The 18534-nt window shown below is 38.4% G+C and carries 16 protein-coding genes and 1 pseudogene; 5 read left to right on the plus strand and 12 right to left on the minus strand.

Features of this window, described 5'->3' with window-relative positions; all coding sequences use genetic code 11:
• Nucleotides 1–162: 162 nt before the first annotated feature.
• Complete coding sequence (metH, locus tag AC1M9A_RS05965; protein WP_481609840.1) at nucleotides 163–3849, plus strand: methionine synthase; 3687 nt, start codon at nucleotides 163–165, stop codon at nucleotides 3847–3849.
• 89 nt (nucleotides 3850–3938) lie between these two features.
• Here the strand turns inward: metH and AC1M9A_RS05970 are convergent, their stop codons facing one another.
• The 3 genes and pseudogenes from AC1M9A_RS05970 to AC1M9A_RS05980 form a co-directional block, all read right to left on the minus strand.
• Complete coding sequence (locus AC1M9A_RS05970; RefSeq protein WP_481609841.1) at nucleotides 3939–4583, minus strand: HNH endonuclease; 645 nt, start codon at nucleotides 4581–4583, stop codon at nucleotides 3939–3941.
• A gap of 3 nt (nucleotides 4584–4586) precedes the next feature.
• Nucleotides 4587–5735 carry an AAA family ATPase gene (locus tag AC1M9A_RS05975; protein WP_481609842.1) on the minus strand — a complete coding sequence of 383 codons (1149 nt, stop codon included), beginning with the start codon at nucleotides 5733–5735 and terminating at the stop codon, nucleotides 4587–4589.
• A gap of 178 nt (nucleotides 5736–5913) precedes the next feature.
• A pseudogene (locus AC1M9A_RS05980) lies at nucleotides 5914–6149 on the minus strand (endonuclease domain-containing protein); the annotation flags it as partial.
• 189 nt (nucleotides 6150–6338) lie between these two features.
• Here AC1M9A_RS05980 and dhaK point away from each other — a divergent pair.
• Complete coding sequence (gene dhaK / locus AC1M9A_RS05985) at nucleotides 6339–8069, plus strand: dihydroxyacetone kinase subunit DhaK (RefSeq protein ID WP_481609843.1); 1731 nt, start codon at nucleotides 6339–6341, stop codon at nucleotides 8067–8069.
• Between the two features lie 72 nt (nucleotides 8070–8141).
• Here the strand turns inward: dhaK and AC1M9A_RS05990 are convergent, their stop codons facing one another.
• From AC1M9A_RS05990 to pnuC, 8 genes are all read right to left on the minus strand, one after another.
• Complete coding sequence (locus AC1M9A_RS05990; RefSeq protein WP_481586536.1) at nucleotides 8142–8435, minus strand: cold shock domain-containing protein; 294 nt, start codon at nucleotides 8433–8435, stop codon at nucleotides 8142–8144.
• 70 nt (nucleotides 8436–8505) lie between these two features.
• Complete coding sequence (locus tag AC1M9A_RS05995) at nucleotides 8506–9765, minus strand: glutaminase (RefSeq protein WP_481609844.1); 1260 nt, start codon at nucleotides 9763–9765, stop codon at nucleotides 8506–8508.
• Nucleotides 9766–9806: 41 nt separating this feature from the next.
• A complete protein-coding gene (locus AC1M9A_RS06000) occupies nucleotides 9807–11027 on the minus strand; it encodes a GGDEF domain-containing protein (RefSeq protein ID WP_481609845.1) in 1221 nt (406 codons plus the stop codon).
• A 224-nt stretch (nucleotides 11028–11251) separates the two neighbouring features.
• Nucleotides 11252–12412 carry a GGDEF domain-containing protein gene (locus AC1M9A_RS06005; RefSeq protein WP_179997681.1) on the minus strand — a complete coding sequence of 387 codons (1161 nt, stop codon included), beginning with the start codon at nucleotides 12410–12412 and terminating at the stop codon, nucleotides 11252–11254.
• A gap of 56 nt (nucleotides 12413–12468) precedes the next feature.
• Nucleotides 12469–12957, minus strand: a complete 489-nt coding sequence (def, locus tag AC1M9A_RS06010) for a peptide deformylase (protein ID WP_155756994.1) — start codon at nucleotides 12955–12957, stop codon at nucleotides 12469–12471.
• Between the two features lie 151 nt (nucleotides 12958–13108).
• Nucleotides 13109–14242, minus strand: coding sequence for a GGDEF domain-containing protein (locus AC1M9A_RS06015; RefSeq protein WP_481609846.1), 1134 nt, complete (start codon nucleotides 14240–14242; stop codon nucleotides 13109–13111).
• 358 nt (nucleotides 14243–14600) lie between these two features.
• A complete protein-coding gene (locus AC1M9A_RS06020) occupies nucleotides 14601–14867 on the minus strand; it encodes a hypothetical protein (protein ID WP_035269101.1) in 267 nt (88 codons plus the stop codon).
• A gap of 101 nt (nucleotides 14868–14968) precedes the next feature.
• Nucleotides 14969–15550 (minus strand): nicotinamide riboside transporter PnuC, encoded by a 582-nt coding sequence (gene pnuC / locus AC1M9A_RS06025; RefSeq protein ID WP_481609847.1) that lies wholly within the window; start codon nucleotides 15548–15550, stop codon nucleotides 14969–14971.
• Nucleotides 15551–15723: 173 nt separating this feature from the next.
• Here pnuC and AC1M9A_RS06030 point away from each other — a divergent pair, with 173 nt between their 5' ends.
• Together AC1M9A_RS06030 and AC1M9A_RS06035 are read left to right on the plus strand one after the other, a co-directional pair.
• Entirely contained in the window at nucleotides 15724–16515 is a 792-nt protein-coding gene (locus AC1M9A_RS06030) for a crotonase/enoyl-CoA hydratase family protein (protein ID WP_481588868.1), read from the plus strand.
• Between the two features lie 22 nt (nucleotides 16516–16537).
• The gene (locus AC1M9A_RS06035; RefSeq protein ID WP_481607520.1) at nucleotides 16538–17437 is read left to right on the plus strand and encodes an alpha/beta hydrolase family protein; all 900 of its coding nucleotides are present in this window, start codon (nucleotides 16538–16540) and stop codon (nucleotides 17435–17437) included.
• 8 nt (nucleotides 17438–17445) lie between these two features.
• On the opposite strand, the gene AC1M9A_RS06040 is transcribed toward AC1M9A_RS06035, so the two are convergent.
• A complete protein-coding gene (locus AC1M9A_RS06040) occupies nucleotides 17446–17895 on the minus strand; it encodes a hypothetical protein (RefSeq protein WP_051586611.1) in 450 nt (149 codons plus the stop codon).
• Nucleotides 17896–18247: 352 nt separating this feature from the next.
• Between AC1M9A_RS06040 and AC1M9A_RS06045 the strand changes: the two genes are divergently transcribed.
• Complete coding sequence (locus AC1M9A_RS06045) at nucleotides 18248–18448, plus strand: hypothetical protein (protein WP_035269110.1); 201 nt, start codon at nucleotides 18248–18250, stop codon at nucleotides 18446–18448.
• Nucleotides 18449–18534 lie beyond the last annotated feature (86 nt).

Here is an 18534-nt window from a genome sequence, read left to right on the forward strand (position 1 = left end):
GACAGTTTCAGTTTTGATAGATTGATCATCGTAGTTGATGGATGAAATTCATCCTTAATTTTTTGGGAATAGGTTCATAAATTTTTATTTATCAGAAAAGTGGACGTAACTCTGCTAAAATATTGCACCATTATTTGTGCAGATTTTTGTGAGAGTCATTTGATGTCTACCCTCGCCACCTTAAAAGCGCTTCTTGCCAAACGTATCCTGATTATTGATGGTGCAATGGGTACCATGATCCAACGCCACAAATTGGAAGAAGCTGATTACCGTGGTGAACGTTTTGAGGATTGGGCCTACGACCTTAAGGGTAATAACGACTTATTGGTTCTAACTCAGCCACAGATTATTCAAGGCATTCATGAAGCTTATCTTGAAGCTGGTGCAGATATTATTGAAACCAACTCGTTCAATGGAACGCGTGTTTCAATGTCTGACTACCATATGGAAGATTTGGTTCCTGAGATTAACCGTGAAGCAGCTCGAATTGCCAAAGAAGCATGTAAAAAATACTCAACACCTGAAAAGCCACGTTTTGTCGCGGGCGTATTAGGACCAACGTCACGTACCACTTCAATTTCACCAAATGTAAATGATCCGGCATTCCGTAACATCACCTTTGATGAGTTAAAAGTTAACTACATTGAAGCGACTAAAGCATTGATTGAAGGTGGTGCAGACATCATCTTGATTGAAACGGTCTTCGATACCCTAAATGCCAAAGCTGCGATCTTTGCAGTGAAAGAAGTGTTTAAAGAAATTGGTTACGAACTGCCAATTATGATTTCGGGCACCATTACCGATGCATCTGGCCGTACACTCACAGGTCAAACCGCAGAAGCATTCTGGAACTCAATGCGCCATGCAGAGCCTTTATCGATTGGCTTTAACTGTGCACTGGGTGCAGATGCGATGCGTCCACACGTCAAAACCGTGTCTGACGTTGCGGATACTTTTGTATCAGCGCATCCAAACGCTGGCTTACCAAATGCCTTCGGTGGTTATGATGAAACTCCTGAAGAAACTGCAGCATTTATTAAAGAATTTGCTGAAAGTGGCTTAATTAACATTACGGGTGGTTGTTGTGGTACGACGCCAGATCATATTCGTGCGATTGCGCAAGCAGTTGAAGGTATTGCACCGCGTCAAATTCCTGAAATTGAGCCTGCATGTCGTTTAAGTGGTTTAGAACCATTTAACATTACTAAAGATTCTTTATTTGTGAACGTCGGTGAACGTACCAACGTGACAGGTTCTAAAAAATTCCTTCGTTTAATTAAAGAAGGTAACTTCACCGAAGCTTTAGATGTTGCTCGCCAACAAGTTGAAGCCGGTGCGCAAATCATCGACATCAACATGGATGAAGGGATGCTGGATTCGCAAGAAGCGATGGTACATTTCCTGAATCTGATCGCGTCTGAGCCTGATATTTCACGTGTGCCAATCATGCTTGACTCTTCTAAATGGGAGATCATTGAAGCAGGTTTGAAATGCGTCCAAGGTAAAGCAGTTGTTAACTCGATTTCCTTAAAAGAAGGTTATGACGAGTTTGTAGAACGTGCTCGCCTATGCCGTCAATACGGTGCGGCAGTGATTGTCATGGCGTTTGATGAAAACGGTCAGGCGGATACTGCTGAACGTAAAAAAGAAATCTGTAAGCGCTCTTATGATGTCTTAGTCAACGAAGTGGGTTTCCCATCTGAAGATATTATTTTTGACCCGAACGTGTTTGCGGTCGCAACAGGTATTGAAGAACACAACAACTACGGTGTGGACTTCATTGAAGCCACCGGTTGGATTAAACAAAACCTGCCAAATGCGATGGTGTCAGGCGGGATCTCAAACGTATCGTTCTCATTCCGTGGGAATGAGCCTGTTCGTGAAGCGATTCATGCGGTGTTCTTATATCACGGCATTCAACAAGGCTTAACCATGGGTATCGTCAACGCAGGTCAGCTTGCGATTTATGATGATATCGATGCTGAGCTGAAAGAAGCTGTTGAAGATGTGGTGCTGAACCGTAACCAAGGCGCAAGCGGTCAAGAAGCGACTGAAAAATTACTCGCTGTTGCGGAAAAATATCGTGGTCAAGCGGGTGCGCAAAAAGCCGAAGAAAACCTTGAATGGCGTAATGAACCTGTAGAAAAACGTCTTGAATACGCGTTAGTTAAAGGTATTACGACTTATATTGATGAAGATACCGAAGAAGCACGTTTAAAATCAGCGCGTCCACTTGATGTGATCGAAGGTCCACTCATGGCAGGTATGAACGTGGTGGGTGACCTGTTCGGTGCCGGCAAAATGTTCTTACCACAAGTGGTGAAATCTGCACGTGTGATGAAACAAGCCGTGGCTTGGTTGAATCCGTTCATTGAAGCAGAAAAAACCCAAGGCGAAGCCAAAGGTAAAATCTTGCTTGCTACTGTTAAAGGCGACGTACACGACATCGGTAAAAACATCGTGGGTGTGGTACTTGGCTGTAACGGTTATGACATCGTTGACCTTGGCGTGATGGTACCTTGTGAGAAGATTCTACAAACTGCGATTGATGAGAAAGTTGATATCATCGGTTTATCAGGTTTGATCACACCATCTTTGGATGAAATGGTCTTTGTTGCGAAAGAAATGCAACGTAAAGGTTTTAACATTCCATTGATGATTGGTGGTGCAACAACATCGAAAGCGCATACTGCCGTGAAAATTGCGCCGCAATATCACAATGATGGCGTGTACTACACTGCTGATGCCTCTCGTGCAGTCGGTGTTGCAACGCAACTTTTATCTGCTGATATGAAGCCCCAATTGGCAGCTGACTATGCAGCGGATTATGAAAAAATCCGTACACGTCTAGCGAATAAGCAACCAAAAGCTGCAAAACTTTCTTATGCTGAATCGATTGAAAATGGTTTCAAAATTGACTTTGAAAAGCATGCACCTGTAAAACCAAACTTTATTGGTTCTGAAACATTCACCAACTATCCTTTAGAAACTTTGGTGGAATACTTCGACTGGACACCATTCTTTATTTCTTGGAGTTTGGCGGGTAAATACCCGAAAATCCTTGAAGATGAAGTGGTGGGTGAAGCCGCACGTGATTTGTTTGAACAAGCACAAGCGATGCTCAAAGACATCATCGAAAATAAACGTTTCGATGCGCGCGCTACTTTTAGTCTTTACCCTGCCAATCGTGTTGCAGCGGATACTGTTGCGGTAACGGATGAAAATGGCAATGTGACGCATACCTTTGAGCATATTCGTCAGCAGTCTGACAAAGTGACAGGCAAAGCGAATTTCTCACTAGCTGACTTTGTTGCACCGAAAGACGTGGCGCAAGATTATTTGGGTGGTTTCACTGTATCGATCTTTGGTGCGGAAGAACTTTCGCAAGAATACAAAGCGAAAGGTGATGACTATAACGCAATTATGGTTCAAGCCTTGGGCGACCGTTTTGCAGAAGCTTTTGCTGAGCATTTACATGAGCGTATTCGTAAAGAGTTCTGGGGCTACCAAGCTGATGAACAGCTTTCAAATGAAGAGTTGATCAAAGAGAAGTATGTGGGTATTCGTCCTGCACCGGGCTACCCTGCTTGTCCTGAACATTCTGAAAAAGCGCCGTTGTTTGATTGGTTAGGTACGACCGATAAGATCGGAACTTACTTAACCAGTAGCTTTGCAATGTGGCCGCCTTCATCAGTCAGCGGTTTCTACTATGCAAACCCTGAAACTGAATACTTTAACGTGGGTAAAATCTCTGGTGATCAGTTGGAAGATTATGCGAAGCGTAAAGGTTGGACGTTAGATGAGGCGAAACGTTGGTTAGCGCCGAATTTGGATGATTCGATTGTTTAATTGATGCGAGAATCCTCTTTACGAAGCAATGCTTCTCACCTCCTTTAATAAAGGAGGGAACTAAAAATCCCCTCACTCGAGGGGATTTTTTATATTTGAGCTGGAATTTTGAGATATTTATGTTTTATTCGATCTATATGGAGTCTTGGCGTACCCATACAGCTATCGAGACTACCAACTTCTATTTTCTTTAGATTAAAAAACTTAAATGTATATCGTAGCTTAGAATGATAATGAATAATTTTATAGCGCCTAAAAACCTCACCATCGATATCTAAATCAACTAGTGTGTAAAAATTACTATTTTTTTCAAGTTTTGGATGAATAAACTTATAATTATCCAAAGAAAAATCGATATTTTCATCATAAGAATTTGCTACTAAGGGAGTATTAATAAAATCAATTCTAGTACCTTTTTGTGATCCCGTATTACATCTTGGGCATGATAAAGCTAAATTTCTGGGTTCAAACGTATATTTTTTATATATATCTTTTGGTAAAACATGTTCGATATGTATAATAATATCCTCATCATCAGAGAACTTTCTCAAGCAATAAGAACATCTCAAATCAAATTCAATCTTTAAACTATTTTTAATTAACCCTTTTTGCTTTTTAAATGACTTGCAATCCCAAGGCGTATCATTACATCCACATTGATATTTCCTCGGCGTTCCTTTTTTAGTTAACTTAGGATATATACACTGATAATTTGAGAAATCTATAGAGTTCACTTTTCAACCTCTTACAAATTCATCAAAGATTTTATTTAGTGTATTTTTTTGAATTTCAAGATCACATGCCTCCTTAAGTTCATTAAATTTATTTTCAATTTCATTCTGGCTAATTTTTCCTAAATCGTATTTATCTAGTAGTTCTATACAATATCTAGATAAGAAAGAATTATCTGGTGTCAAAATTCCAAAAACTTCCCAATTCAAAGATTCAATACTATAATCGTTATCCTCCTCAATTAATTGAAGTTTTTCATTATTTACTTTGAAAATACAATATTTAATTTTCTTAAGAAAATCTTGATAAATTTCCTTATTGGATGATTGAACTTTAGATATTATTAAAGATGAGTGCGTAGCAATAAATAATTTAATGTCATTCTTATAAAAATAATCATAAATTTTTAAAACATATTCACGTTGCCATTTCGGATGCAAACTTATTTCTGGTTCATCGATTAAAATTATATTTTGTTTATGATAAACCAAGTTATTTAGCAAAAATAACATATTAGATAGAAAATGTGCCTCCCCGGAACTAGTTCCTTTCAAAGAAAACTCATCATTATTCTTTAACAAAAGAATATCAATATTAACTATCTTATTTATAGACTTAAATTTCAAAATCTTGTCTAAAAAGTAATTATACTTTGTTTTATTTCTTACATCAAAATCATTTAATGACAAACAAAATCTGCCTTCTCCTTGATCATCCATCTGATCAAGAAAAATATTACAAATATCATCAATTTCATAAATATCAACTGTATTATTTTCAGATGAATTTATGACTAGAAGCTTATCCACCAAATGATTAAATAAATTTTTTTTACCAATACCTCTAGGAAACTTAAATAAAATTTTAACCTCTCTTTTAAAACCAAGATAATGAATGATGTCAAATGCTCCTACTGACTTATCATCGTTCATCAATGATTCAAGAAAAGTCTTTTTAAGCATATATCTTCCACGATTAGCACTTATTTTTTTACAATATTTAGAATCAATTTTATCAAATACGGTATTTGAAATTGCTAAGACATTGTATTTATAGTTTTTATACTTTTTAGCAATTTTATTCAAATATCTACTTTTCCCGCTACCATTTACACCTACAAGAAAGTTGATATCTTCATATTCGTTTATAATCATAAATTGGCAGAAACCTTAGAATATTAATTAAATTATAAGCTTACTTAAAAATCTAGTAAATTAGTTTAAGTTTTTTTCAAATAGAGATCCCAACTAATCACCCTTTAATAAGGGAGGATCAACACTAATCTACAATGGCAATCAAATTCGCGGAAAGTCCCTCTTTTCCAAAAGGGATTTAGTGAAATTCTTTTGAAAACTCTTTCAAACAATATTGATAAACCACTTCTACCACATCATCAATTCGCCCCATCACTTGCCTATTATCAAACCTTAAAACTTTCAACTCCAACTGAGCGAGAGCTTCATCCCGAATCCGATCTGCTTCTAAGCCTTCACCTGTAAAGTGCTGACTAACATCACACTCAATCAACAAATTTGCAGCAGGCAGTAAAAATCCACAATGTAGCTCATTCCCTTCCCCCCTTGCGAAGCAGTGCTTCTCATCCCATAAGGAGAGGGTTAGGGAGAGGTAAAAAACTACCCCTTTTCTAACCCATCATACCCAAATCATCCGTTTTAACATTTTTAGATCAGCAAATATTTCAACTTTAGTGAATAATTAATACTTATTAATGAAATTACCAAAAGTTTGATATTTCCATGAAAAAACTCATCAACCACCCTGAAAACTTGGTTGTCGACATGTGCAAAGGCTTTGTCTTGGCACACCCAGAACTTGCATTCACTGAATCACACAAAATCATTTCAAGAAAAGAAAAACATAACAATGTTGCCCTGATCAGTGGTGGTGGTAGCGGTCACGAACCTGCACATGCGGGCTTTGTCGGTCAAGGCATGTTAGACGCAGCCGTATGTGGCGATGTCTTTGCATCACCTTCGCAAATTCAGGTCTATAAAGCACTACAACACGTCGCAACTGACAAAGGCGTGCTGATGATCATCAAAAACTATTCTGGTGATATGATGAATTTCCAGAACGGTGCAGCCTTAGCCATGGAAGATGGCATCAAGGTTGACTACGTCAAAGTGGCAGATGATATTGCAGTCAAAGATAGTTTATATACCGTCGGACGTCGTGGTGTCGCAGGCACAATCTTTGTTCATAAGATTGCAGGGGCTGCCGCATCAAAAGGCTTAGAGCTGAGTGAAGTTAAAGCGGTGGCACAGAAAGCCGCAGCCAATGTCATCAGTTTAGGTTTTGCCTATAGCTCATGTACTGTTCCCGCCAAAGGTACACCTACTTTTACCCTTGCCGATGATGAAATGGAATACGGCGTCGGTATTCATGGTGAACCAGGCATCCGTCGTGAAAAAATCTTGCCAGCAAAAGAACTGGCACAACGTATGGTCGATGACCTGTTTTTAGATCGTCCAGACATGAAAGAAGTTGCAGTATTGATCAATGGCTTTGGTTCTACCCCAATGCAAGAACTGTATCTGTTTAACCATGATGTATGCGCACACCTTGCACATAAGGGCATCAAAATTTACCGTAACTTTGTCGGCAACTACATGACCAGTATCGACATGAATGGCGCATCCATTTCATTACTTGAATTGGATGATGAACTCAAAACATACTTAGATGCAGAAGCTAACACCCCTGCCTTTAAACTTGATGGTTCACCTGCTTTAGCCATTGAGTTTGCGATAAAAGATACGGCTACCCAACTTCAAGGCAATGGCGAAGTTGAAACTGCAGCAGAACATGCTGAAATTCAAAATGAGCAATTCACCATTAAAAACATGCGCTATGTGGTCGATGTCATGGCAGCATGTATCATCAAAAATGAAGTGCCATTCTGTGAACTTGATGCGCATGCCGGTGATGGTGACTTTGGTATGAGCGTAGCCAAAGGCTTTAAACAACTCAAGAAAGAATGGCAAAGCTTGATCCAAGTACAGCAGATGGATGAATTCTTGCTCAATAGCTCCATGATCATTATGGAACATTGTGGCGGTGCATCAGGTCCAATCTGGGGTTCAGCATTCCGTGCCGCAAGTAAAGCCATTCAAGGTAAAACCACGTTAAGCGTGGCGGATTTTGCCGATATGCTGCAAGCCGCAGTAAAAGGTATTCAAACCACAGGCGAACGTTCATTTGGACGTGGCGCTGTTGTCGGTGATAAAACGTTGATCGATGCTTTAGTGCCATGCGCAGATTCATGGTCAAACAACACCGACAAAAGCTTTAAGGAAAACTTTATCTTAGGTGCTCAAGCTGCTGTTCAAGGCGCACAATCGACCAAAGAGATTGTTGCACGTATGGGTCGTGCAGGTACTGTCGGGGATCGTAGCTTAGGCTATCCTGATGCAGGTGCATATGGTTTAGGCGTGATTTTTACCGATATTGCTGATCATCTAAAATAACATCTAAACATGACATAAATGATTGATTAGTTATGTAAAAAAGCCCTGATGATTCAGGGCTTTTTTTGCTTTTTATTTTTTAAAACTTGATAATAATGCGCTGGTAATCGCCTGATTATGTGATGCCACACGAGACTTCTTCGCTTTCGCTGACTGGTCAGCTACACGTTGAATTTTGACTGCTTTTAATTTACCTTGATTTTCAACAACCTGAAATTTGACTCGGTCATTGCGTTTTGGCTCACCTTCATCTGCAGGAAAGTCAGAAATGTGGAAAAAAATATCCTCACCTGCACCACCAATAAAACCAAAACCTTTATCGGCATGATAAATTTTAATTTTTCCTTGCTGGACTTCAGACTTCATAACATTCCCAAAAAACGGTATACAATTTTCAATATTATACACGCATCTTAAAGTGCATCATCTTTGCTGATCACTTTAAATAATCATGCAAGTGCTGTTGGACAATGACGCGTTTGTGTCCTTTACTTTGTTGTTCCGATAACAATGATTCCGCATCTAAAACCACCACTTTGTGACCATCATCCTGTAGACGTTTCACACCTTCAAATAACATTCGAGCACCGACATCATGGATTAAAGTCAGATGTGTAAGATCAAGCACTACTTTATTTTTACCTACAGGCTCATTCTGTAACTCACGCAAGAACATTTCAGTCTCTGTAAATTGCAAGACACCACGTAGCTCATACACCACCATGCCATCATCATACTCACGGCGACTTTGGATAATGGTTTGTGCTGAAGGGGTTCCCTCCATTAAATGTAATCCCATATCACTTGATAGACGTTCAAAGATTTCCACACCTCGAACACTATTGCCGTGGCTGTCTAATTTAGGCGAAAAAACCGCAATTCCAACCTGACCTGGCAAGACACCAATGATCCCCCCTGCCACACCACTTTTGGCAGGAATACCAACGGTGGTCAACCAATCACCAGCTGCATCGTACATACCACACGTCATCATGACACTAAGTACCTGACGACATACCTGACGATCTAAAATACATTTTCCCGTAACAGGGTCTTTTCCACCATTCGCTAATACACTGCCCATTCGTGCTAAATCTTTCACCGTGACTTTAATCGCACACTGTTGAATATAACCATGAACAATATGTTCTGGGTCTTCTTCTAGCACGCCGACGGTACGCAACATATATCCAATCGAAAGATTACGAAATGCTGTTTTGAGCTCAGATTGATAGACTTGCTCATCAAAGGTTAACTCACGCCCACACAGTTCACTCAGGAAACGCCGTAAATGTTCTGCACGAGAAACAGTCTTTTTATGAGGCAATAAGGAATGTGTCGTAATCGCACCCGAGTTAATCATTGGGTTCTTGGGAATCGATCGTTCTTTTTCTAATGAGATTTGATTAAATGCTTCCCCCGAAGGTTCAACACCAACTTTTTCTGATACCTGAGCCAAACCATGTTCTTGAATCGCTAACGCATAAGCAAATGGTTTAGACATTGATTGAATCGTGAACTCAACTTCATCATCCCCTGAAGAATAAATCGTACCATCAATGGTTGAAAGTGCTAAAGCGATACGATTTGGATTGGCAGCTGCCAGTTCTGGAATATAGTCAGCTAATGCTCCTTCGGTATTCGCCTGACATTGGTCCAATACATGGGCAAGATAATCAGGTACAGGTGTCTTCATTTTTATTCTCTTGGTGATCAATGGAGACCCAAAATAAGATCTCAAATTTCAAATTCAGCTGTCGATATCGTGTCACATTTGACTTGATTACGACCATTTTGCTTTGCAAGATATAGTGCTCTATCCGCTGCACTATAAATCCTTTGCTTTACTTCGTCTGTGTGTAGATGTGGTAAATTTTGTGACATCGCCACGCCAAAGCTTGCCGTCATTTGAATAAAAGTCTCTGAGCTAATCTCAATTTTTTCACTTTCGATCGTTTGACGGCAACGTTCTGCGATGATTAATGCTTCGTCGATATCACCATCTTTAAGTACTAGAACAAACTCTTCACCACCGAGTCGTCCCACTATATCCTCTTCTCGTGTTTGCTGTTTTAAAATGAGAGCAATACGTTTAAGTACAAGATCACCAACATCATGACCATAATTGTCATTAATCTGCTTGAAGAAATCGAGATCTAAGATGATGAAAGCAAAGCTGCGATTTTGTTGAATTAACTTACTAGTAAACTGATTGATGTAACGACGGTTATAAAGGTTGGTTAACGCATCTTTCTGACTTAGTATTTCAATCTTACGCTCACGTCGTCTCCACTGCGACAAGATCAACTCAAAAAAAACTGCTGAGCACAACAGTATGGGTAAATATAGTACCGCCATACTTTTCAGCCAAAAAGGATTGGCATACAAATTAGATTGATTCAGTGCATCACTAAATAATGGTGCATAAGTCAGTTGACCATTGGCCGTCAGTACTGCCAACCACAAGATAATACAAGCAATAATAAAAGAGACGCTATAGATGATGCGCTGTTCATATAACACAAAACCAATTAATACAATATTGACCGTTCCCGCCATCACCGCAGGACTATAAATCCCAACAGTGTATCCTGAAAAAATGACAATCAATCCATAAAATAAGGGGATTAAATAGCCCAAGATTCGGCGAGCAGTAGCATTTTTACGAAGCATTAAAGCGATTATCAGAAAACACATGGTCAAAATCACTTGTAAACATGTGGTCAATGTCCGATGAGGATAATATTCTGGATCTAACCAAATTTGATATTCTGAATGGAAAGTTAGGTAGTACCACAACCAATGACCGATGAGCATCAACAGCCCAAATATAAGTAACAGAATCCCTTTATTAAAGTTGGACCAGTTAATAATAGAACGATCAGATTCTAACAAGACATATTTGATAGCTTGCAATAAACTGCGCTGTTGTTGTACTTCATTCTCTCGAGTCATCATCTAATTGTATTATCGAATATTCATATTTATTTTTATTAAAATTTGGATGTATTCAGCGATCATGTCAATGCGCTTTAAGCATTAAAAAGACTGCTTTATCGTTCAGATCAATTTATGGTATGAATTTGATGATCACTGACCAAAACAAAAGCATTGCTATAAAAAAACCTAAACGTATGTTTCTCTATAGTTAGTAGTACCAAAACCGAAATTTAATCATTGAATTAAGCTGACTGATATAACTGTACCTGATTTCGTCCGCTTTCTTTGGCAATATATAAAGCGTGATCTGCACAATGCGTAATGACATCTTGATCAGATAACTCATGGGATAGTGCAATACCAAAGCTTGCCGTCACATTTAACGAGGTTCCATCATCCAGCACAATTGGCTGCTGTGCAATCGCGTTACGGCAACGTTCTGCGATATCAACCGCTTGATCACGACTGAGATTGTCCAGAATTAATATAAATTCTTCACCGCCATAACGTCCAACCGTATCACCAATACGAACATGATATTCCAAACGCGTCGCCACCTGTTTCAGGACTTCATCTCCTGCTGCATGACCATATTGATCATTAATTTGTTTAAAATGATCCAAATCCAATAAGATCACAGCATAATCAGCACGATCCTGCTGAAAATGTGATAACACTTCATTGATTTGACGACGGTTATAAACGTTCGTTAGTGCATCAAATTTACTGCTGGTTTCGAATTGTTTTTCACGACTGCGCCATTGGGTGAGTAAAATCTCAAAGAATAAAACACTCATAAGTAAAATGGGCACGTAGAGCTGTACCATGCTCATGACCCAAAAATCATTTTGGTAAACGATACTTTTATTCAACTCATCACTAAACATAGGTGCATAACGAATTCGATCGATATGCGTCAAGTAACACGTTAATAACGTGTATATCGTAATTGGAATTGCAATCCCATAAATAATTTTACGGCTATAAAATACCAACCCGACCAATACAATACTAATGAACCCTGCCATTGTTGCAGGACTATAAATTCCAATCGAATACCCTGAATAAATCATGGTCATTCCAAAGAAACTAGGGGCAAAGTAAGCAATGAAGGTTTGAAACTTAGCGATATGCTGAAACTTGAAACAACTCCAAAACAGGACGAGATAAATCACGGAGGTCACCAACAATTGGGTAACACGTAATTCAAAATAGTCAGGATTTAACCACTGTGCTTTTTCAGGGGTATAAAAAGCCACAATTAACCAGCGAGCGACCTCAAGTTGGCTTAGAATTCCAAAAAAGAGGATAAGCCGTCCCTTTTTAAAATCACTCCAATTGATCAGCATATTTTGAGGATCAAGGATGTACGTATTGGCCATACGATACAATCGCTTAATCATATGTTGAATCTTCCTGATTAACTTCATTCTGTCCTTTTATCTTTTATATTGTCTTTTTAAGCAGCGTGAACTCGCTCTAGAAACAAGATCCCATCAAGATGGTCAATTTCGTGTTGAATAATTCGTGCAGAGAATCCTGAAAAAGTCTCAGTAATTTCCTGTCCTTGCATATTACGATAACGGACACGGATTGATGAAGCTCGAGCTACTTCCGCACGTCGATTCTCTACACTTAAACATCCCTCTTCTCCTAAAACAACATGATCAGAACGCTCCAATATTTCAGGATTAATCATGTAAATAGGCTCCATCTCAGGCGCATCGGGATACCGTATATTTGGTTTTGAAGCGACGATAATAATCCTTTTAGAGACATAAACTTGTGGTGCAGCAATACCGACACCATTGCGCTGTTGCATCGTAAAATTCATTGCTTCAACCAGATGCGTTAACCAGCTACTACTAAACTCAAGTTCACTTACCGGCGATGCAACCAATTCAAGGATCACTTCACCTTTTTGAGCAACGGGTAGTATCGTCATAATACGTTCATCTCAATTATGATAAGAATTTGATCTTCATAATTTTTTAAATTTTAAATCAAATATTTGATTAATAGTCAACCAATCTTAAAGCATTTCAAGATGAAGTAAAACTGATTTAAATGACGAATTTGTGACCTGATAATTTTACGGCTCAATTTTCACTTTTTTGTATGACATCAGCATCCTGAAGTTCGTAGTAGTGTCTAACCTGATTACGACCACGTTTTTTTGCTAGATATAATGCTTGATCTGCATGACGAATCACCGCTTCTTTATTTAAATTAAATTCAGAAATGGCTATACCAAAGCTTGCTGTCACTCTGATCGTCGTACGTTCATCGATATAAAAGAGCTCATTTTCAATTTCTTTGCGACACCGCTCTGCGACCTCCATCGCAGCTCTGAGGTTTTTATTCTGCAACAGCATCACAAACTCTTCACCACCAAATCGCCCGACAATATCTGTATCACGTATATTTTGACGTAGTACATTGGCAACACGCTTTAAGACGTTGTCTCCGATATCATGACCATAGTTATCATTAATACTCTTAAAATGATCAAGATCTAACAGAATGAGAGCAAATTTTCGTTCTTGTAATTGAATTTCATTGAGTTCTAAACCTATTTTTCGACGGTTATAAATCCCCGTAAGCGGGTCCATTTGACTCATTAAATTAATTTGTTTTTCTCGATTTCTCCATTGTGTCAACAAAATCTCAAACAATACAAAAGTCGCAAAAAAAATAGGCACGTAAAAATAAAGTTGTGAATAAACCCAGAATTCATTAAATACCATGACTGAATAATTGAGCTGATCACTAAAGACCGGTGCGTAGGTCATATAACCCAATGCACTACTGACAATTGCAATGAGCATATATACAGTGACTGGTAAAAAAAGCAGATATACAATCTTGCGTTCAAATAAAACCAGACCAACTGTTAAAATACTGATAAATCCCGCAACGGTAGCAGGACTACTGATACCAACCGAATAGCCACCATAAATAAAGCTTACGGAAAATACCAAAATAATAAAGTAAGGTAAATATTGTCTCACCCATTCTTTATGACGCCATATGACACAAGGAATAATCAGTAAGAACTGTAATACACAGCACAGCAACATCCGTGATAGGTGAAAATAATAATAATCAGGATTGAGCCAATGATGTAATGCAGGATGATGAAATGAAAATAAATACCATGCAATCCAGGTGATATGTGCAAGTCCGCCCAATACCATGACCAGAATACATTTATTTAAGGTACTCCAATTCATCAACACACTTTGATTCATAAATGAATGAAGTGTATAGGGGCGAAAAATTCGATTGAATAGTCTTAACATAATGAACTAACTCAATTGAAACAGCTCATCAAAATAAACTATATTTTCATTTAACTCTGTAATCATTAAATCTATTTCACCCCTACAAAATATAGTGAATAAAATCACATATTTTTTATTATAATTGCACTTATTATCACAATCTAACCTTAAGATTAGGATTTATCAAGGTTTTTTTTACCATTTATTCTATTTTTTTTTAAAGCTTTTTTTGCTTAAATCCAGCTAGCGATACGCTCAAGCATTTTAATTTGACTCAGCTAAAAATTGCTAAGTACACTCCTAACTCTTAGAGATCGAGTTCTCGATAAATAACTTTAATTTCTTGTGCAATGTGAATACTGACTCGATGATGCAAATATTGAATCAAAATATCAAACTGCTCTGCACCATCGTCTAATCCAGTACAAAAATATTCAGTATGAGGAGGAAGCGTTTTTAACCACTGACATTGATAAAAATCGGCAACGGATTCAAAACTAAGATAGCGGTGCGGATGCTGTTGTAATGCTTTTACAAATTGCAGAAATCTAGCTTCCCAAAAGTGGATAATCATACATTCAAGGTCTATTGGTTAAATTCAATTTCATTGTTATGTCAATCTGCTTTAATTTGCAGATCGAATCATTCAAATCAATGTCCATGGATGCAAATGCTTTAGATTGAGTAGACGGTTTGCTGTTGAAGTTGATATTTTTTCTTCCACTGAAGATAACCTAAGAATGCTAAAACAGTAAATGCGGTATAAAGCCCAGCCGTCAAATATAGATCTTTATACATAAACATCATGATATAGATGATATCCACCGCGATCCAAGCAGGCCAAATTTCCAAATATCGTTTTGACGTCCAATATGTAATGAGCAGACTTAAACTTGCCAATTGAGCATCTAAATAAGGAATGGAAGCATCCGTAAAATAATCCAGACCTAAACCAAAAATAAATCCTGCCAACATTGTAAAAAACACATGTTTGATAATTCTCAACCCTTGAATACGATTGATGGCAAGTTGCTCTTGTTGTTTAAACTGAGCTTTCCATATCCACCACCCATACACACCTAAACCGATAAACACGCATTGCAATATCGTTTCACCATAGAGTTGATAATCATAAAATAACTTTGCATATAAGCCATAAGCCACGAGATTCACAGGCCAACACCAAATATTACGGCGAATAGTGAGGGTTACACCCAATACACTAATCAATACTGAAATAATTTCTAAAAGGCTCATACACTACTTAAAATGATCGTGGTTTATTTGATACGCCTATCCTAACGCATATTGAATGGCACCATACATGATTCTTAACGAACACGACTTAGCGCTGTTCAATTTGAACTGCACAGTTTTGACCTAACCATTAAACTCCTCTAAAAATAGAATATCCTCAATGGAAAATAATAATGATGAATACAACTCAAACGACTAGAATAACCATTGAAATTCGCAATCATCTGATGTTGATTGGTTTAAACCGTGCTGCGAAGCGCAATGCATTCGACAGTCATATGATTGATGAACTTTCACAAGCACTTACCACCTATGAAGACCAGTCTGATTTACGCTGTGCTGTGATTTATGCACATGGAGAGCACTTCACGGCAGGATTAGATCTGCTTGAGCTTCAGCCGCGTATGTCAGATGGTATATTTTCGGAAGATATGAATCTGATTAACCCATGGGGCACGACTGGTCGTAAACGAAAAAAACCAGTCGTTGTCGCTGTGAAGGGGTATTGTTTTACTGCTGGAATAGAATTGATGTTGAATGCCGATATCTGTATTGCCCATCAAAATACCCAATTTACTCAACTTGAAGTGCAACGTGGCATCCTCCCCTTTGGCGGAGCAACTTCACGCTTCGTTAAAACTGCAGGTTGGTCTAATGCAATGCGCTACTTATTGACGGGGGATTTTTTTGATGCTGCAACTGCATATCGACTTCATTTGATTACTGAAGTAACAGAACAAGATCCGCTTGACCGTGCCATTGAACTTGCCGAATCCATCGCTTCAGCTGCTCCACTCGCTGTTCAAGCCACCTTGACGGCTGCTCACGAAGCGATTTCACATGATGAGCAGTACGCTTTTAATCAGTTAAAGACTCATCTTCTTCCACTAATACAATCTGAAGATGCAGTCGAAGGTATGCGAGCAATGAGCGAAAAACGTCAACCTCGCTTTAAAGGTCAATAGTTCAATATCGGGAAATATAGACATGCAAGCTATTCCAAATGTGAACCAGATGCCAAGAAGCATCAATAAAACTCAAGTTCAGTTTCCTGCCTTAGATAACTATATGCTCACCGGCACTCGCTACCTATCATCTGGTGTGAAGACTGTTGCACGTATTATTGTGGCTTCAGCGACAGCGGTTCCCCAACCTTTTTATCGCAGATTTGCAGAGTATGCTGCAGAACGTGGTTTTGAAGTGCTAACCTTTGATTATCGTGGTGTGGGGGCATCATCTCCAGCACAACTCAAAGGTTTTAAAATGAGTTATTTGGATTGGGGGAAACTTGATCTCGCTGGTGCCATTGAATACTTTTCTAGCGATACTTTCCCCTTATTTGTGACTGCACACTCTTATGGTGGTCAAGCCTTGGGACTTACCCCTAATCATCATCAAGTCAGTGCCATGTGTTGCTACGGTACAGGTGCAGGTTGGGCAGGATATATGCCGTTCAAAGAAAGATTCAAAGTATCCGTGATGTGGAGTATTGTGTTTCCACCCATTGTCGCAGTCACAGGTTATTTACCTTGGAGTAAATTCAATATGGGCTCTGATCTGCCTTTAGGGGTATATCAACAGTGGCGTCGTTGGTGCAAAAATCCGTTATATTTTTTCGCTGACCCCGAGCAACAAGATTTAAAAGCACAATATGCAAGTGTTAAAACCAAAATTTATGCTGTTTCAGCATTAGATGATGATTGGGCTCTCCCAAATTCGAGGCAAGCCTTTATGCAACATTATCGTTCTGCTGATATGCGCTACATTGATATCACAGCCAAACAGTATCAAATGCCTGCAATTGGACACATGGGATATTTCAAAAAAGGCGCAGAAAAAATTTGGGATGACATGCTCCAAAATTATCTCAATTTAGTTAATGATTAAATTCTAAATTACTGAATAAAGTCAGATTGATGCTCTACCCCTTGTGCGTCAGTATGTCGATACATGATGCCATATTGACTCACATAGTATTCAAGGGATTGATTACGATATTCCCATAAAATCGACCACTCACCTAAATCAAATTGATTGATCTGACATAAAGTTCGTGATGGCATCTTGTTCAAAAACTCATATTGAATTTGCTGAGCAAACTTGATATCACGATGATTTACACGTTTCTCAAACAGTAATTTTGCAACCTCATCAAACATACGAATATCTTCGACAGAATCCGTATCATACACCAAGCGCGCCGGCTGGCTGAGATCAGTAGGCTTGAGGAGTTTTGTTAAATCAAAGTGCCTCTGCGTATTCCCCATAATCAATTTAGGTTGTAATAATAGTCGCCATACGGCATAGCAACTGACCAAAGCAAAACACACCACGATTAGCATCATATTTTTTACTCATTCCGATGATTATTCATTGAATCGTTCATTACAGAAATGATTATTTCTTTATTTTTATTGTTAATTTTCTTGGTGTTATTAAGTTTTAACTTTTAAAATATTAACTTAAAAACCAGTAGAGCGATGGCACGAAACGTAACAACTCATTTCAAAATCCACATGTTATGTAAACCGTGTAAATCTAGGTAATTTTACTTAATCAATATCACTTAAAAGCATATTAAAAGGTCTCATTAAAATAGGGTTTAAAATCTTAGTGTTCTAAATCATTACGACATGTTTTGTCGTTTAACTTGATACGCATCTACACTATTCATATCTCAAATTTTATAATTTAACCATGAACTATTCCCGTAAACGCAAACCCATTACCAGTGCATGGCCAGTTGAGCATGATTGCTTCCTCATTGAAAACAGTCATCTTCAACTCGAAGCATTGCAACAGACGCTTCCTTATTCTGCTCAAGAAATTCAAGATCGCCAAGAAATCTTGGGGCTCACGAGACGTCGTCGTCAAATGAAAAAATTAGGTCAATTTTAATTTTCTAATGAAGCTAAAAATAAAATCCCAATAATCCATCAAGTTTAAGTATTTTTTGTTTAATAAATTAACCCTCGTGCCCTCTC

The sequence above is a fragment of the Acinetobacter sp. ANC_7634 genome, from assembly GCF_056779875.1.

Bases quoted from the DNA above. Each gene is read 5' to 3' on its own strand.
- AC1M9A_RS06045 (WP_035269110.1), top strand. From the start codon at position 18,248: ATGAACTATTCCCGTAAACGCAAACCCATTACCAGTGCATGGCCAGTT.
- AC1M9A_RS06030 (WP_481588868.1), top strand. From the start codon at position 15,724: ATGATGAATACAACTCAAACGACTAGAATAACCATTGAAATTCGCAAT.
- AC1M9A_RS06020 (WP_035269101.1), bottom strand. From the start codon at position 14,867: ATGATTATCCACTTTTGGGAAGCTAGATTTCTGCAATTTGTAAAAGCA.
- pnuC (WP_481609847.1), bottom strand. From the start codon at position 15,550: ATGAGCCTTTTAGAAATTATTTCAGTATTGATTAGTGTATTGGGTGTA.
- AC1M9A_RS05975 (WP_481609842.1), bottom strand. From the start codon at position 5,735: ATGATTATAAACGAATATGAAGATATCAACTTTCTTGTAGGTGTAAAT.
- AC1M9A_RS06000 (WP_481609845.1), bottom strand. From the start codon at position 11,027: ATGATGACTCGAGAGAATGAAGTACAACAACAGCGCAGTTTATTGCAA.
- metH (WP_481609840.1), top strand. From the start codon at position 163: ATGTCTACCCTCGCCACCTTAAAAGCGCTTCTTGCCAAACGTATCCTG.
- AC1M9A_RS05990 (WP_481586536.1), bottom strand. From the start codon at position 8,435: ATGAAGTCTGAAGTCCAGCAAGGAAAAATTAAAATTTATCATGCCGAT.
- AC1M9A_RS06035 (WP_481607520.1), top strand. From the start codon at position 16,538: ATGCAAGCTATTCCAAATGTGAACCAGATGCCAAGAAGCATCAATAAA.
- AC1M9A_RS06040 (WP_051586611.1), bottom strand. From the start codon at position 17,895: ATGATGCTAATCGTGGTGTGTTTTGCTTTGGTCAGTTGCTATGCCGTA.
- AC1M9A_RS06005 (WP_179997681.1), bottom strand. From the start codon at position 12,412: ATGATTAAGCGATTGTATCGTATGGCCAATACGTACATCCTTGATCCT.
- AC1M9A_RS05995 (WP_481609844.1), bottom strand. From the start codon at position 9,765: ATGAAGACACCTGTACCTGATTATCTTGCCCATGTATTGGACCAATGT.
- AC1M9A_RS06015 (WP_481609846.1), bottom strand. From the start codon at position 14,242: ATGAATTGGAGTACCTTAAATAAATGTATTCTGGTCATGGTATTGGGC.
- dhaK (WP_481609843.1), top strand. From the start codon at position 6,339: ATGAAAAAACTCATCAACCACCCTGAAAACTTGGTTGTCGACATGTGC.